The 15,520-nt window shown below is 53.0% G+C and carries 14 protein-coding genes and 1 pseudogene; 14 read left to right on the top strand and 1 reads right to left on the bottom strand.

Annotation, left to right across the window (positions count from 1 at the left end; genetic code table 11):
• Positions 1-66: 66 nt before the first annotated feature.
• The 13 genes and pseudogenes from NSB25_RS01065 (at position 67) to NSB25_RS01005 (ending at position 12,445) form a co-directional block, all read left to right on the top strand.
• A complete protein-coding gene (locus tag NSB25_RS01065) occupies positions 67-714 on the top strand; it encodes a CHC2 zinc finger domain-containing protein (protein WP_103242236.1) in 648 nt (215 codons plus the stop codon).
• Positions 680-2,023 carry a virulence-associated E family protein gene (locus NSB25_RS01060; protein ID WP_103242237.1) on the top strand — a complete coding sequence of 448 codons (1,344 nt, stop codon included), beginning with the start codon at positions 680-682 and terminating at the stop codon, positions 2,021-2,023. Before NSB25_RS01065 ends, NSB25_RS01060 begins: the two co-directional genes overlap by 35 nt.
• Positions 2,024-2,275: 252 nt before the next feature.
• Complete coding sequence (locus tag NSB25_RS01055) at positions 2,276-2,473, top strand: hypothetical protein (RefSeq protein WP_103242238.1); 198 nt, start codon at positions 2,276-2,278, stop codon at positions 2,471-2,473.
• Between the two features lie 6 nt (positions 2,474-2,479).
• Positions 2,480-4,144 (top strand): recombinase family protein, encoded by a 1,665-nt coding sequence (locus NSB25_RS01050; RefSeq protein WP_103242239.1) that lies wholly within the window; start codon positions 2,480-2,482, stop codon positions 4,142-4,144.
• A 94-nt stretch (positions 4,145-4,238) separates the two neighbouring features.
• Positions 4,239-4,322: pseudogene (locus tag NSB25_RS01045) on the top strand (Maff2 family mobile element protein); the annotation flags it as partial.
• A 19-nt stretch (positions 4,323-4,341) separates the two neighbouring features.
• Entirely contained in the window at positions 4,342-5,211 is an 870-nt protein-coding gene (locus NSB25_RS01040; RefSeq protein WP_002584320.1) for a VirB6/TrbL-like conjugal transfer protein, CD1112 family, read from the top strand.
• Between the two features lie 177 nt (positions 5,212-5,388).
• Positions 5,389-5,790 carry a PrgI family protein gene (locus NSB25_RS01035; protein WP_007037042.1) on the top strand — a complete coding sequence of 134 codons (402 nt, stop codon included), beginning with the start codon at positions 5,389-5,391 and terminating at the stop codon, positions 5,788-5,790.
• Positions 5,741-8,179, top strand: coding sequence for a VirB4-like conjugal transfer ATPase, CD1110 family (locus tag NSB25_RS01030; protein ID WP_006876011.1), 2,439 nt, complete (start codon positions 5,741-5,743; stop codon positions 8,177-8,179). Before NSB25_RS01035 ends, NSB25_RS01030 begins: the two co-directional genes overlap by 50 nt.
• A complete protein-coding gene (locus NSB25_RS01025; protein ID WP_006876012.1) occupies positions 8,176-9,135 on the top strand; it encodes a DNA-methyltransferase in 960 nt (319 codons plus the stop codon). Before NSB25_RS01030 ends, NSB25_RS01025 begins: the two co-directional genes overlap by 4 nt.
• Positions 9,136-9,170: 35 nt before the next feature.
• On the top strand, positions 9,171-11,240 hold the full coding sequence (locus tag NSB25_RS01020) for a C40 family peptidase (protein ID WP_007037045.1): 2,070 nt from the start codon (positions 9,171-9,173) through the stop codon (positions 11,238-11,240).
• A gap of 38 nt (positions 11,241-11,278) precedes the next feature.
• Positions 11,279-11,557, top strand: coding sequence for a DUF4315 family protein (locus NSB25_RS01015; protein WP_004607957.1), 279 nt, complete (start codon positions 11,279-11,281; stop codon positions 11,555-11,557).
• A complete protein-coding gene (locus NSB25_RS01010) occupies positions 11,550-12,260 on the top strand; it encodes a DUF4366 domain-containing protein (RefSeq protein WP_004607958.1) in 711 nt (236 codons plus the stop codon). Before NSB25_RS01015 ends, NSB25_RS01010 begins: the two co-directional genes overlap by 8 nt.
• Positions 12,257-12,445 carry a hypothetical protein gene (locus NSB25_RS01005; RefSeq protein WP_004607959.1) on the top strand — a complete coding sequence of 63 codons (189 nt, stop codon included), beginning with the start codon at positions 12,257-12,259 and terminating at the stop codon, positions 12,443-12,445. The genes NSB25_RS01010 and NSB25_RS01005 overlap by 4 nt, the downstream gene beginning before the upstream one ends.
• 10 nt (positions 12,446-12,455) lie before the next feature.
• Here NSB25_RS01005 and NSB25_RS01000 read toward each other — a convergent pair whose 3' ends face one another.
• Positions 12,456-13,208 carry a Shedu anti-phage system protein SduA domain-containing protein gene (locus NSB25_RS01000; RefSeq protein ID WP_004607960.1) on the bottom strand — a complete coding sequence of 251 codons (753 nt, stop codon included), beginning with the start codon at positions 13,206-13,208 and terminating at the stop codon, positions 12,456-12,458.
• A gap of 78 nt (positions 13,209-13,286) precedes the next feature.
• Here NSB25_RS01000 and NSB25_RS00995 point away from each other — a divergent pair, with 78 nt between their 5' ends.
• Positions 13,287-15,371 (top strand): DNA topoisomerase 3, encoded by a 2,085-nt coding sequence (locus NSB25_RS00995; RefSeq protein WP_007037046.1) that lies wholly within the window; start codon positions 13,287-13,289, stop codon positions 15,369-15,371.
• The last annotated feature ends 149 nt before the right edge of the window (positions 15,372-15,520 follow it).

Below are 15,520 nucleotides of genomic sequence, written 5' to 3'. Positions count from 1 at the left end.
CAGATTTACCGACAACGTGAGCGACATTGTGTCGCCCACGTTGGGATTATCAGGAGGGAACACCTATTGAACGTATTTGAAGCCGTAAAACAGTCCGTCACCACAAGGCAGGCTGCGGAGCGTTATGGAATTAAAGTAAACCGGAACGGGATGTGCGTCTGCCCGTTCCACAACGACAAGAACCCAAGCATGAAAGTTGACCGCCGCTTTTACTGTTTCGGCTGCGGAGCCACCGGGGATGTGATTGACTTCGTTTCCCGGCTCCACGGTATCGGCAGTAAAGAAGCCGCCCTTATGCTGGCACAGGACTTCTCCATCCCCTACGAGGATGGGAGGAGCGCCGGGAAGCAACCCATCCGGCCACGTCTGCGGCGGGAAACCGAGGAACAGAAATTCAAGCGGATGGAGCGGCACTGTTTCCGGGTGCTGTCCGACTATTACCATCTCCTGCGCCGCTGGAAGGAAGAATATGCCCCACGACAGCCGGATGAAGCATGGAATCCCCGGTTTACGGAAGCCCTGCAGAACATGAGCCGACTGGAATACCTGATGGACGTGCTTCTGTCCGGGGACATTCAGGAGCGGGCGGCACTTATCACAGGACACGGAAAGGAAGTGAGGAACCTTGAAAGACGAATGGCAGAGCTTACCGCCGGAAATGCGGCAGGAAGTAAAGAACATGGCAGAAACCGCCGAGCCGATCCGGAACGTTGAGGAAGTCAAAGCCATGCTGGAAACCACCGAGAAGGGCGGATTCCGCAACAGTATCCGCAACTGCCTGACCGTATTCCAGTGCGACCCGCTCCTTTCCGGGGCGGTTGCCTACAACCTGCTGACTGACCGCACGGATATTTTAAAGCCTGTCGGCTACAAGAGGAATCAAGGCAGCCCCATGACCGACACGGATATGAAATATATCCGTCTGTATCTGGAAGAAACCTACGGCCTGACAAGCGAAAAGAAGATACAGGACGCCGCCGACCTTGCCGCCCACCAGAACAGCTACCACCCTGTCCGGGAGTATTTAAACAGCCTGACATGGGACGGAACCGAGCGGATACGCTTCTGCCTGCGGCACTTTTTAGGAGCCGGTGAGGACGAATATACCTGCCAGTTCCTGCGGCTGTTCCTGTTAGGAGCCATCCACCGGGCATTTTCCCCCGGCTGCAAGTTTGAAGTCATGCTCTGTCTGGTAGGCGGGCAGGGAGCCGGGAAGTCCACCTTCTTCCGCCTGCTGGCAGTCAAAGACGAGTGGTTCTCCGACGACCTGCGGAAGCTGGACGATGACAATGTATACCGCAAGCTGCAAGGCCACTGGATAATCGAGATGTCGGAGATGATTGCCACCGCAAACGCCAGGAGCATTGAGGAAATCAAGTCATTTTTGAGCCGCCAGAAGGAAGTCTACAAGATACCTTACGAAACCCACCCGGCAGACCGCCCAAGGCAGTGCGTGTTCGGCGGCACGTCCAACGCCCTTGACTTCCTGCCCCTTGACCGCTCCGGCAACCGCCGCTTCATCCCCATACAGGTATGTCCGGAACAGGCGGAAACACACATCCTAGAGGACGAAGCCGCTTCCAGAGCCTATCTGAATCAGGTATGGGCGGAAGCGATGGAAATATACAGAAGCGGCAGATGGAAGCTGACATTCAGCCCGGAAATGGTGCGCCATTTAAAGGAACACCAGCGGGACTTCATGCCGGAGGACACCAAAGCCGGGATGATACAGGCTTTCCTTGACAGCTACCCCGGCGATACCGTCTGCTCCAAACAGCTTTACAAAGAAGCCCTGAACCACGATTTTGACGAGCCGAAACAATGGGAGATACGGGAAATCAACGAGATAATGAACCAGTGCATCACCGGCTGGAATTATTTCTCCAACCCCCGTATGTTCGCCGGGTATGGCAGGCAGAAGGGATGGGAACGGGAGCAATCGGCAACGGACACCAGCAACGGGAGCGGAAAAACCCCGGAAGGATTTACGCCAGTGCTGGAGCAGATGGAGCTTCCATTCTGAAAAAATCCGGCGAATGACAGCCCGTTGCACACTTCGTTGCTACCCCGTTGCCGAGCCGGTTGCCGGGGAAAATCCCGTAACTATTGGCTTTTCTCCATTTTAACAACCAAAGCAACAGAAAAATAGAAGAAAAGTATAAAATAACCCAACCGCCAGACAAGGATTAGTTTCAAGGTTTTTTGAAGCCCGTTGCCGGACTTCGTTGCCGGCCTTCCCTGTCTGGCTGTTTTCATGTATGGAGGACAACTGCCTATGGCGAAAAATAAAACAGAGATTCATGTTACTACAGTATTTGACGGCGAACTGGACGCTACGGACGTTTTCGTGAGCCTTATCGCACAGAAACACACCAGAAAAATAGATAAAGAATATCTTGCCAAAACACAAGAAATGAGATATAATAAAGACGAGGTTCCATGTGACCGTGTTCCGTCTGGATTGTGCGGGTAAACGGTTATGATGAACACAATGGAATATACAGGAATGGATGCACTCCTCGCCGGGAGTTTCCGGGCAGCTATTTATTGCAGGATCTCGAAAGACGATGACCTTCAGGGCGAGAGTGCCAGCATCGCAAACCAGCGGGATATGCTTGAAAAGTTCTGCGAAAAGCAGGGATGGGAGGTTGCGGCAGTCTATCAGGACGACGGCTTCACCGGCCTGAACATGGAACGCCCCGACCTAAAACGGATGTTGAAAGCTATCGAGCGGAAGCAGATAAACCTTGTTATCACAAAGGATTTATCAAGGCTGGGCAGGAACTACTTGCAGACCGGGCAGCTTATTGAGGACTTCTTCCCACGGAACGGCGTGCGCTACATCGCCATGAATGACGGTATCGACACCATGCGGGACAACAACGACATTGCGCCCTTCAAAAATATCCTGAATGAGATGTACAGCAAGGATATTTCCAAGAAAGTCCATTCTTCCTATGTCCTGAAAGCGCAGAAAGGCCAGTTTACCGGCTGTCTTGCCCCTTTCGGCTACCGGAAAGACCCGGAGAATAAGAACCGCCTGCTGGTAGATGAAGAAACCGCCCCGGTTGTCCGGCTGATTTTCGGGTATGCGCTGGACGGCCACGGCCCCAATTACATCCGGCGCAGGCTGGAGGAAGAAAAGCACCCCTGCCCCACATGGTGGAACCGGAAGCGGGGGCACCGGAACATCCGCACCAAATGGGAAAAGAAAGACCCGGAAAACGGGAAATACGTCTGGGACTTCACCGTGATTAAGGAAATCCTGATGAATCCCGTCTACACCGGCGCAATCGCTTCCCAAAAGACCGAGTACCGCTTTAAAATCGGCACTATCCGGGATAAGAAGCCGGAGGACTGGATTATAGTGGAGGGGACGCACGAACCGCTGGTAGACAAAAAGAGTTTTGCCATCGTGCAGGAAAAGCTGAAATCCCGCCAGCGACCGGGACAGTCCGGGGAAATCAACCTCTTTGCAGGGCTGATAAAATGCGGGGAGTGCGGGAAAGCCCTCACCATCCGCACCACACATGAGAAGTACCCGAAACGGATTTTCTCCTGCAAGACCTACAATGCCTATGGGAAACAGCACTGCACCCAGCACCGGATTGAATTTGACACGCTCTATTCCCTTGTGCTGAATAAAATCCGTGAGTGCGCCGCCGCTGCCCTGACAGACAGTGAAGCGGTAGCTGACCGGCTGACAAACACCTGCGAAGCCGAACAAAAAGGCCAGAGGGAAGCGATGGAGCGCACCCTTGCCAAAGACGAGGAACGGATTGAAGTGCTGGAAAAAATGGTGCTTCGGCTCTATGAGGACATGGTTGCTGGACGCATCACAGAAGAAAACTTCAATCTCCTTCTGGAAAAGACACAGAAGGAACAGGCGGAATTAAAGGCAAAAGTCGAGAAAGGCAGGAAACATCTTGCCGATGAAATCCGGCTTGCCGTGGACGCAAGGCAGTGGGTGGAATCCATACAGGAATATAAGGACATCACCGAACTGGACGCTTCCACCTTAAACCGCCTGATTAAAGAAATCGTTGTCCATGAAACCATAGACAGCGATAAGACAAGACACATTTCTATCGAAATTCATTTTAATCTCAAACCCATACCGGAAGTGGAGCAGGTCACAGGCTGACCGCTCCCCTGCTCCGGGGGATTCTTTAAAAACTCCATATATATTTCTTGACGTGCCGCCGCCCGCCAGAAAGCTGTATTGTTCCTACTAATTGGGGATAACACAGCTTATGGCGGGCGGCGGCGTTGCCCTTATCGGCATGACCCTTGTACCGCTGCTTTCCGGCTTGTTCGGTTAAGAAGCGCGGGTAAAGGCTTATGCAGAGCATACTTGACGCGATTAACGAATGGATAAAGGAAATCCTCATAGGAGCCATAAACGGTAATCTGTCAACTATGTTCGGGGACGTAAACGAAAAAGTCGGCACTATCGCCGCAGAGGTAGGGCAGACCCCGCAAGGGTGGAACGCAAATATATTCTCCATGATACAGACCCTTAGTGAAAATGTAATCGTACCCATTGCGGGGCTTGTCATTACCTACGTCCTATGCTATGAGCTTATCAGCATGGTAACGGAAAAGAACAATATGCACGACGTTGACACTTCCATGTTCTTCAAGTGGGTGTTCAAGGCGTTTGTGGCAGTCTACCTTGTGACGCACACCTTTGACATTACTATGGCGGTGTTCGATATGGCGCAGCACGTTGTTTCCGGCGCGGCGGGGGTAATCGGCGGCAGCACAGAGATTGATGTTGCCGCCGCCCTTGCTTCCATGCAGAGCGGGCTTGACGCTATGGAAATCCCCGAACTGCTCTTACTTGTCATGGAAACAAGCCTTGTGAGCTTGTGCATGAAAATCATGTCCGTACTGATAACCGTTATCCTCTACGGGCGCATGATAGAAATTTACCTTTACTGTTCGGTATCGCCTATCCCGTTTGCAACTATGACGAACCGGGAATGGGGGCAGATAGGAAACAACTACCTAAAATCCCTGTTCGCTATCGGTTTTCAAGGCTTCCTCATTATGATATGCGTCGGCATTTACGCGGTTCTGGTAAACAACATGATAATAGCGGACAATCTGCACAGCGCGATATTCTCCCTTGCAGCCTATACCGTTATCCTCTGTTTCTCCCTGTTCAAATCCGGCGCACTGGCGAAGTCGATATTCTCCGCGCATTAGCGGCGTGTCAAGGGCAGGGTGGAGATTTTCAGAGCGAAGCGGCGAAAATACGACCCGACCTTGACGCGGATAACCCCCATATAATACGGGCGGGCAAAGGGCATAGATTGACCTTTGCCTTGATTACCCTTATGGAAAATTACAGCAACACCAAACCCAGAGAAAGGAGGTTTTCACTTGGCGTATGTACCCGTACCCAAAGACTTATCCAAAGTCAAGACAAAAGTAGCTTTCAACCTTACCAAACGGCAGATTGTATGTTTTGCGGCGGCTCTCCTGTTCGGCTTGCCGCTTTTCTTTCTGCTCAAAGACAGCACAGGCACAAGCCTTGCGTCTATGGCTATGATTGCCGTCATGCTGCCCTGTTTCCTCTTTGCCATGTATGAGAAGCATGGACAGCCCCTTGAAGTGGTGGTGAAGAACATCATACGGACAAAATTCATAGCCCCCAAAGAACGACCATACAGGACAGACAACTTTTATTCCGTCTTAGAACGGCAGAGAAAACTTGAAAAGGAGGTATCAGCGATTGCAAAAGGAAACACGAAGAAACAGCGCGGCGGGAAGCACAAAGCCTAACCCGCCCCGCAAGCTCACCCGCGCCGAGAAAAAGCAGATTGCGGAAATCATCAGACAGGCAAAGGGCGACGGGAAAGCCCACACCGCGCAGCAGACAATCCCCTATATCCAGATGTACCCGGACGGTATCTGCAAGGTTACGGGACGGAAATACTCAAAGACCGTCGCCTTTGAAGATATTAACTATCAGCTTGCACAGGCAGACGACAAGACCGCCATTTTTGAGAACTGGTGCGACTTCCTCAACTACTTTGACGCTTCCGTTTCGGTGCAGCTTTCTTTCATCAATCAAGGGACGCAGCGCGGCGAAGCGGAAAAGGCGGTCAATATCCCGGCACAGGAGGACGCTTTCAATTCTATCCGCACAGAATACCGGGATATGCTGAAAAACCAGCTTGCAAAGGGCAACAACGGGCTTGTCAAAGCAAAATATATCACCTTTGCCATTGAAGCCGACAGTCTGGGCGCGGCGAAATCCCGCCTTGCCCGTATCGAAACGGACGTACTCAACAACTTTAAGCTCTTGGGCGTGTCTGCCCGCCCCATGACAGGCTATGAACGCCTTAAAATGCTGCATGGCATTTTCCACCCGGAGGGCGGGCAGTTTGCCTTTGATTTTTCATGGCTTGCCCCGTCCGGGCTTTCCACAAAGGACTTTATCGCCCCGTCCTCTTTCCGTTTTGGCGAGGGGCGTTATTTCCGCATGGGGCGCAAAATCGGCGCGGTTTCATTCCTTGAAATCCTTGCGCCGGAATTAAACGACCGTATCTTATCTGACATTCTGGACTTGGAAACGGGCGTTATCGTCAATCTGCATATCCACAGTATCGACCAGACCGAAGCCATAAAGACAATCAAGCGCAAGATTACCGACCTTGACAAAATGAAAATCGAGGAACAGAAGAAAGCGGTACGCAGCGGCTATGACATGGATATTATACCGTCCGACCTTGCCACTTTCGGCAGCGAAGCGAAGAATCTCTTACAGGACTTGCAGAGCCGGAATGAAAGAATGTTCCTCTTGACGTTCCTTGTGGTGAACATGGCGGACACGAAGCGGAAACTGGAAAATGACGTATTCGCGGCGGCGGGCATTGCACAGAAGAACAACTGCGCCTTAACCCGCCTTGACTACCAACAGGAAGCGGGGCTTATGTCCTCTGTACCGCTTGGGGAGAACCTTATCCCCATTCAAAGAGGGCTTACCACGTCAAGCACCGCTATCTTTATCCCCTTTATCACACAGGAGCTTTTCCAGACGGGCGCGGCTTTGTACTACGGCTTAAACGCCCTTAGTAACAACATGATACTCTGCGACCGCAAGCAGCTAAAGAACCCCAACGGCTTAATCTTGGGTACGCCGGGAAGCGGGAAATCCTTTGCCGCCAAACGGGAAATGACAAACGCTTTCCTCATTACCGACGACGACATAATTATCTGCGACCCGGAAGCAGAGTATTTTTCCCTTGTGCAGCGGCTTGACGGGCAAGTGATACGCTTATCCCCTACGGGCAAGGGCATTGACGGGAAGCCCCAGTATGTGAACCCTATGGATATTAACCTCAATTACAGCGAGGACGACAGCCCCCTTGCGCTGAAATCCGACTTTATCCTCTCCCTCTGCGAGCTTGTCATAGGCGGCAAGGAGGGCTTGCAGCCCGTCGATAAGACCGTCATTGACCGCGCCGTTAGGAACGTGTACCGCCCTTTCCTTGCAGACCCCGACCCGGAGAAAATGCCTATCTTGGGCGACCTCTACAACGAGCTTTTGAAGCAGCCGGAGCCGGAAGCGGCGCGTATTGCGGCGGCGTTGGAGCTGTATGTTTCCGGGAGCCTTAACGTATTCAACCACCGTACCAACGTGGAGCTGAACAACCGCCTTGTCTGCTTTGACATCAAGCAGCTTGGGAAGCAGCTCAAAAAGTTAGGTATGCTCATTGTGCAGGACCAGGTATGGAACCGCGTCACCGTCAACCGGGCAGAAAGGAAATCCACCCGGTATTTTATGGACGAATTTCATCTTCTCTTGAAAGAGGAACAGACCGCCGCCTATTCCGTTGAAATCTGGAAGCGTTTCAGAAAATGGGGCGGCATACCCACAGCCATTACGCAGAATGTCAAGGATTTGCTTGCTTCCCGCGAAGTGGAGAATATCTTTGAAAACTCTGATTTTGTCCTCATGCTCAATCAGGCGGCGGGCGACCGGGCTATCCTTGCGAAGCAGCTCAACATCTCCCCGCAGCAGATGAAATATGTCACCCACACCGAAGCGGGCGAGGGGCTTATCTTCTACGGGAACGTGGTGCTGCCCTTTGTAGACCGCTTCCCGAAAGACACCGAGCTTTACCGGGTAATGACGACGAAGCCGGAGGAAGTGGGCGAAGCATGAACGGGCTGAAAACTGACACCATCATCAACCGGGACGCGCTCTATGCCTTGCGGGAGCTTCCAGAGGAAAGCGTACACTGTTGCGTCACAAGCCCGCCCTACTATGCGCTTAGGGATTATGGGCTTGATATGCAGATTGGGCGGGAGGACACGCCGGAGCAGTACATTGACAGGCTGACCGAGGTTTTCCGCGAGCTGCGCCGGGTACTGCGTTCTGACGGTACGCTCTGGCTGAATATCGCGGACACCTACTGCGGCACAGGGAACAAGGGCTACCATGCAGACCCGAAGAACCCGAAAGGCAGAAACGGACAGCAGATTGCAAAAAACAACCGCGTTTCCGGCTGCAAACAAAAGGACTTAATCGGTATCCCTTGGCTTTTAGCTTTTGCCCTACGCGCTGACGGGTGGTATTTACGGAGCGACATTATCTGGCAGAAAGAAAACCCCATGCCGGAGAGCGTGAAAGACCGCCCTACCCGCTGCTATGAACATATCTTTCTGCTTACGAAGTCAAAGAAATATTTCTATGACGCAGCCGCCATAGCCGAGCCGTTAGCCCCCACAACGGCGGCGCGGTACCGCACCGGGCGCAGCGCGGGACAGAAATATGCGGACGAAGTACCCGGACAGGGGAAAGTACAGGGGCTTAACCGGGCGAGAAGCGGCAGCTACTACGACGAAGCCCTCATGCCGACCATGCGGAACAGGCGGGACGTGTGGCTTATCAATACCGTACCCTACAAGGGCGGGCATTTCGCCGCGTTCCCGCCAAAACTTGCCGAAACCTGTATCAAGGCGGGCTGTCCGAAAGGCGGCGTTGTGCTTGACCCCTTTTTCGGCAGCGGCACGACGGGAGCAGCCGCAAGGCAGCTTGACAGGCATTATATAGGCATTGAGATAAACGCCGAGTATTGCGCCCTTGCAAGGGCGCGGATTGGAGGGACAGAAAAATAAAACAGTATCGAGCGCGTGAGAAAGTCACGCAGAAAATGACCCGCGAGGGGGCTGTCGAGGTAAACGCCGCCACCGGGAAAAAGAAACGTATCAGCAAGCGGATAAGGGACGCGGACTTTGCAAAGACCGAAGCACCGCAGCCGCCGGAACAGGCAGCGCAGACCATACCGGGCGGCGCAGCTCCCGCGCCCACAGCCGCCGCGCCGCCGCTTCCCCATGCGCCGGGGGCAGAACGGGAACAGGACACCGCCGCAGCCGAGCGCGTCTTGGAGCGTATCGACGGGGCGCGTACCAGAAAGGCGAGCAAAAAGGCGGCGAGGAAAGCACAGGCAGAAGCCACAGCAAAAGAAAAATCTTCCCGCTTGCAGTTTACCGACGAGGAACGGGCAACGCCGGAGCTTGAAAGGTATATCCGAAAATCGGACAAAGCAGCCGACCGTCTGGACGCGGCAAAGGCGGCTATCCCCAAAGAAAAGAAACTTGTACGGGAGCGCACCTTTGATGAAGCCACCGGGAAAGGCAAGACCCGCCTACATTTTGAGGAACAGGAAAAGCCCATAGGAAGGAATAAGCCCCACAATAACCCGCTATCCCGCCCCGCACAGGAAGCGGGTATTTTCGTCCACAACAAGATACATTCCGTTGAAAAGGACAATTCCGGCGTTGAGGGGGCGCACAAATCCGAAGAACTGGCAGAGCGCGGCGCAAAGTACGGGACGCGGAAAGTCAAGGAGGGCTACCGCAGCCACAAGCTCAAACCCTACCGGGCGGCGGCAAAGGCAGAGAAAGCGGCGTTCAAGGCGAATGTGGATTTCCAGTACCATAAATCCCTACATGACAATCCGCAGATTGCGGGCAATCCCCTTTCCCGCTTCATGCAGAAGCAGCAAATCAAGCGGCAGTATGCAAAGTCGGCAAGGAAAGGCGGCGCAAAAACGGCGCAGAAAGCCGCAGAGAACACCCGCAAGGCGGCAAAAAAGACCGCCGAGGAAACAAAAAAGGCAATCGCTTTTGTAGGGCGGCACCCGGCGGGCGTATGTATCGCCGTTGCCGCGCTGCTCTTATTCATCATGGTATCGGCGGGGCTTTCCTCTTGCGGCTCCATGTTCTCCGGCTTGATGAACGGCATACTTGGGACTTCCTACACGTCGGAGGACAGCGACCTTGTGGCGACGGAAAATAATTACGCCGCAAAGGAAAACGAGCTTCAGCAGCAGATTGACAATATCGAAAGCACCCACCCCGGCTATGACGAATACCGCTATGACCTTGACAGTATCGGGCATAACCCCCATGAGTTAGCGTCCTACCTCACCGCCCTTTTACAGACCTACACCCCGCAGAGCGCACAGGCAGAACTAAACCGCGTCTTTGCCATGCAGTACACTTTGACGCTGACGGAAGAAACGGAAATCCGCTACCGCACAGAAACAAGCACAGACCCGGAAACAGGGGAAACGACCAGCGAGGAAGTACCCTACGAGTACCATATCCTCAACGTGAAGCTGACGAACAAGCCCATTTCCGAGATTGCGGAGGAACTTCTAACGCCACAGCAGCTTGAAATGTACCGCGTCTATCTGGAAACAAGCGGAAACAAGCCGCTGATTTTCGGCGGCGGCTCCCCCGATATGGGCGCGTCCGAGGATTTAAGCGGCGTACAGCTTGTAAACGGCACACGCCCCGGCAACACCGCCGTTGTAGACCTTGCGAAGCGGCAAGTCGGCAACGTAGGCGGGCGACCCTTTTGGAGCTGGTACGGATTTAACAGCCGCGTGGAATGGTGCGCCTGTTTTGTTTCATGGTGCTACAATCAAGCCGGGAAAAGCGAGCCGCGCTTTGCCGGGTGCCAGTCACAGGGCGTACCCTGGTTCCAGTCACGCGGGCAATGGGGCGCGAGGGGCTATGAGAATATCGCCCCCGGCGACGCTATCTTTTTCGACTGGGACGGGGACGGGAGCGCAGACCATGTAGGGCTTGTTATCGGGACGGACGGGGAGCGCGTCTATACCGTCGAGGGCAATTCCGGCGACGCCTGCAAGATAAAGAGCTACCCCGTCAATTACTCCTGTATCAAGGGCTACGGCTTAATGAATTGGAACTGACAACAAAAAAATGAAAATCTGAAAGGAGAAATTTATTGATGGCTATGAACAAAATTGAACGTATCGACAAGGAGATTGCAAAGACCCGCGAGAAAATCACCGAGTACCAGAATAAATTAAGGGGGCTTGAAGCGCAGAAAACCGAAGCGGAAAACCTGCAAATCGTACAGCTTGTGCGCTCCATGCGCCTTTCCCCGCATGAGCTTTCCGCTATGCTTTCCGGGGGCGGTATTCCGGGCATGGAAGCCGCGCCGGGCTACCCCGCAGAACCCGCAGACCACGACACCGAAGAAATGGAGGACACCGAGAATGAATAAGAAAATCCTTAGAACACTGACCGCACTTTGCGCCGCCCTTATGCTTTCGGGCGGCTTTTCCGTCACCGCTTTTGCACAGACCCCGGAGGGAGAGGACGACACCAACGACAGCGGCGTTGTCTACGAGGAACCCCAAAAGGAAGAACCCCTTACCCCGGACGGGAACGCGACCCTTGTAGACGATTTCGGCGGCAACAAGCAGCTTATCACCGTAACGACCAAAAACGGCAATTACTTTTATATCCTCATTGACCGGGACGACGAGGGCGAGAACACCGTACATTTCCTTAATCAAGTGGACGAAGCCGACCTCTTAGCACTTATGGAGGACGGAAGCACCGAAGCAGCCCCGCCCGCCGTTTGCAGTTGCACCGAAAAATGCGAAGCCGGAAAGGTAAATGTGAGCTGCCCCGTCTGCAAGGACAACATGACCGCTTGCAGCGGCAAGGAAGCAGAGCCGGAAACCGAGGAACCGCCGGAGCTGCCCAAAGAGAAAGGCAATGCGGGCGGGCTTGTGCTTTTCCTTGTCGTGGCACTTCTTGGCGGCGGGGGCGCGTTCTATTATTTTAAGTTTATGAAGCCGAAGCAAAACGTCAAGGGCGGCACCGACCTTGAAGATTTCGATTTTGACGACTACGACGAGGACGAGCCGGACGAGGGGGACGGGCTTTCTGATGAAGAACAGGAGGACGAGGAAGCATGACCCTGTTTACCGACAATCCCTTTGAAAAGATGATGATACAAAGACCGGGCGGGCGGCGTGACAATGCGCCGCCCGTTCCCCATTCCCCGGCTTGCGCTTCCTGTCCGTACAAAGGGCAGCTCCCTTGTGTGGGCTACTGTCTGAAACAGGTACAGGAGAAAAAGGCAAGTGAGCCGGAACGCTGAAAATGGACTTTTAATTTTCGTTTGCAACATCTATGAGATTTTCGTAATGCAAAAGTGTTATGTTATTTTCATTTTGCAGTTGGAGCTTTCTATCACGAATATTCTCAAAATCTTTACGGAGTCCGGCTATCACAGCATAGTAGATTTGATAAGGGCAATATTTGTATAATTGTCTGGGTAACTTTGTATTGGAGAATGAGTGCTTTTCCAATTCTGCTACAATTACATTCCAATTTGCAGCAATATACATTTGCCAATCCCTAACCTGTTCAATCCCTTTATTGATTACTTCCCCGAAACGAGTACCTTTTTCTTTTGTTATCCGCCCGTTGGGAGCTTCTAATTCCACAAAGACAAATTGATAACCGTCTGAACTATTACCTATGAGCAGATAATCAGCCACATAAGCCGACCCGATTTTGAACTCTGGAAAGATATAATTATCGTCATGGTGTCCTGTTCTGTAATAATGCCGTAATAAGCCAAACAAATAATTCCATGCACGATTAGAAGCTATCCAATTTAGTATAGCTCTTTCTGTTGTATCGGAAGAAGTAATCAGTTGATAAAACTCTTTTGTCGTATCATATATAGGTGTGAACCTTGAATAATGGTTGTTGGGAAATAGCGAAGTAGCACACTCAATAAAGTAATCCATTTCTTTGTTTTTACCGCGCCTGTAATGCCCGCCACGTTTTTTATTCATTGCTTCTTCCTGTTCATCAGTAGGAGCAAAAACATCGAAAGTATGTATTGATTTCATATTGTCACCTGTTTCTTATAGTAATGCTTAAAGTATAAACCAATTTCAAACCTAAAACAACCGAAAGGAGAACAGAAAATGAAACTGATTATTGCAGAAAAGCCGAGCGTGGCGCAGACTATCGCCGCCGCGCTTGGCGTTAAGGAAAAGAAAGACGGATATATCGAGGGCGGCGGCTGCCTCATTTCATGGTGCGTCGGGCATTTGGTACAGCTTGCGGAAGCTGCCGCCTACGGGGAGCAATATAAAAAATGGAGTTTTGAGAGCTTACCCATTCTGCCGGAGGAATGGCAGTACGCCGTTGACCCGGACAAGGGGAAGCAATTCAAAACCCTAAAAGAGCTTATGCACCGCGCCGACGTTTCCGAAGTGGTAAATGCGTGTGACGCGGGGCGCGAGGGAGAATTGATTTTCCGCTTTGTCTACGAAGCGGCGGGCTGCAAGAAGCCCATGCGCCGCTTGTGGATTTCCTCAATGGAGGACGGGGCAATCAAGGCGGGCTTTGCTTCCCTCAAAGACGGGCAGGAATACGACGCGCTCTTTGCGTCTGCCCTCTGCCGCGCAAAGGCTGACTGGCTTATCGGCATTAACGCCACCCGGCTTTTCTCCTGCCTGTATGGAAAGACCTTGAACGTGGGGCGCGTCCAGACCCCGACCTTAAAAATGCTCACCGACCGGGACGCGGCTATCTCCCATTTCCAGAAAGAAAAATATTATCATGTGCGCCTTGATTTATCCGGCGCGGAAGCGGCAAGCGGGAGGATTTCCGACAAGGCAGAAGCCGACGCGCTGAAAGGGGCTTGCGAAGCGGAAACGGCGGTATGCGTTTCCCTCACCAGAGAGAAGAAAACCGCAGCCCCGCCGAAGCTCTTTGACCTTACCTCTTTGCAGCGGGAAGCGAACCGCATTTTCGGCTACACCGCGAAGCAGACCCTTGACCTTGCACAATCCCTTTATGAAAAGCGGCTCCTTACTTATCCGAGGACGGACAGCAGCTTTCTTACTGACGACATGGGCGGCACCGCAGCGGGCATTATCGCGCTGCTTTGCGAAAAACTCCCCTTTATGGCGGGCGCGGACTTCACGCCGGAGGTTGTAAAGGTATTAGACAGTAAAAAAGTATCAGACCACCACGCAATCATTCCCACTATGGAGCTTGCAAAGGCTGACCCGGACGCGCTGCCGGAAAGCGAGAAGAATATCCTTACCCTTGCGGGGGCGCGTCTGCTTTTTGCCACCGCCGAGCCGCATATTTATGAAGCGGTTACGGCGGTTTTCTCATGCGCCGGGACAGACTTCACCGCAAGGGGAAAGACCGTACTTGCGGAGGGTTGGAAAGAGCTTCAACGCAGATACCGGGCGACGCTGAAAGATAAGCCCGAAGCGGAGGACGGGGAAAATGCAGACGTGACGCTGCCGAAGCTTTCCGAGGGACAGGGCTTTCCTAACCCCGCCGCAAAAGTAACGGAGCATACCACAACGCCGCCGAAGCCCCACAGCGAAGCAAGCCTTTTGTCGGCTATGGAACGCGCCGGGAACGGGGACACCGACCCGGACGCGGAACGCCGGGGGCTTGGCACTCCCGCCACCCGCGCCGCCGTCATTGAAAAACTGGTAAAGGGCGGCTTTGCGGAGCGCAAGGGGAAGCAGCTTATCCCTACCAAAAACGGGAACAGCCTTATCTGTATTCTGCCGGATATACTCACTTCCCCACAGCTTACCGCAGAATGGGAAAACAATCTGACGCAGATAGCAAAGGGAGCCGCAGACCCCGGCGAATTTCTGTCCGGCATTGAAGCTATGGCGCGGGAGCTTGTGCAGACACACGCCGCAGCACTGGACGGGAAAAAGGATTTGTTCCGGGAGGAAAAGCCCTCTGTCGGCAAATGCCCCCGTTGCGGTTCCCCCGTCCATGAGGGGAAGAAAAACTATTATTGCAGCAACAAAGAATGTGCCTTTGTCATGTGGAAGAATGACCGCTTTTTCGAGGAACGCAAGACCGCTTTTTCCGCGAAGATTGCCGCCGCGCTCCTTAAATCCGGCAAGGCGAATGTGAAGAAGCTCTACTCCCCGAAAACAGGCAAGACCTACGACGGAACTATCGTTCTGGCTGACACTGGCGGGAAATACGTCAACTACCGTATCGAAGTGCAGAAGAACTAAAAACTTGAATAGCAAGCATAGGAAGCGGGTACCCACTTCCGTAAATCCCCGTTGCGACGCTGACGCGCCGGACGGGGATTTTGCTTGTTGGGAAGTTTCCCAAACCCTCTTTTGCGGAGGGCTTCACCCTCTAAAAATTTTCAAAAATA

Source organism: Acetatifactor muris, assembly GCF_024623325.1.
In the GTDB taxonomy this organism is placed as follows: domain Bacteria; phylum Bacillota; class Clostridia; order Lachnospirales; family Lachnospiraceae; genus Acetatifactor; species Acetatifactor muris.
This window is presented reverse-complemented; position numbering and strand designations above follow the sequence as displayed.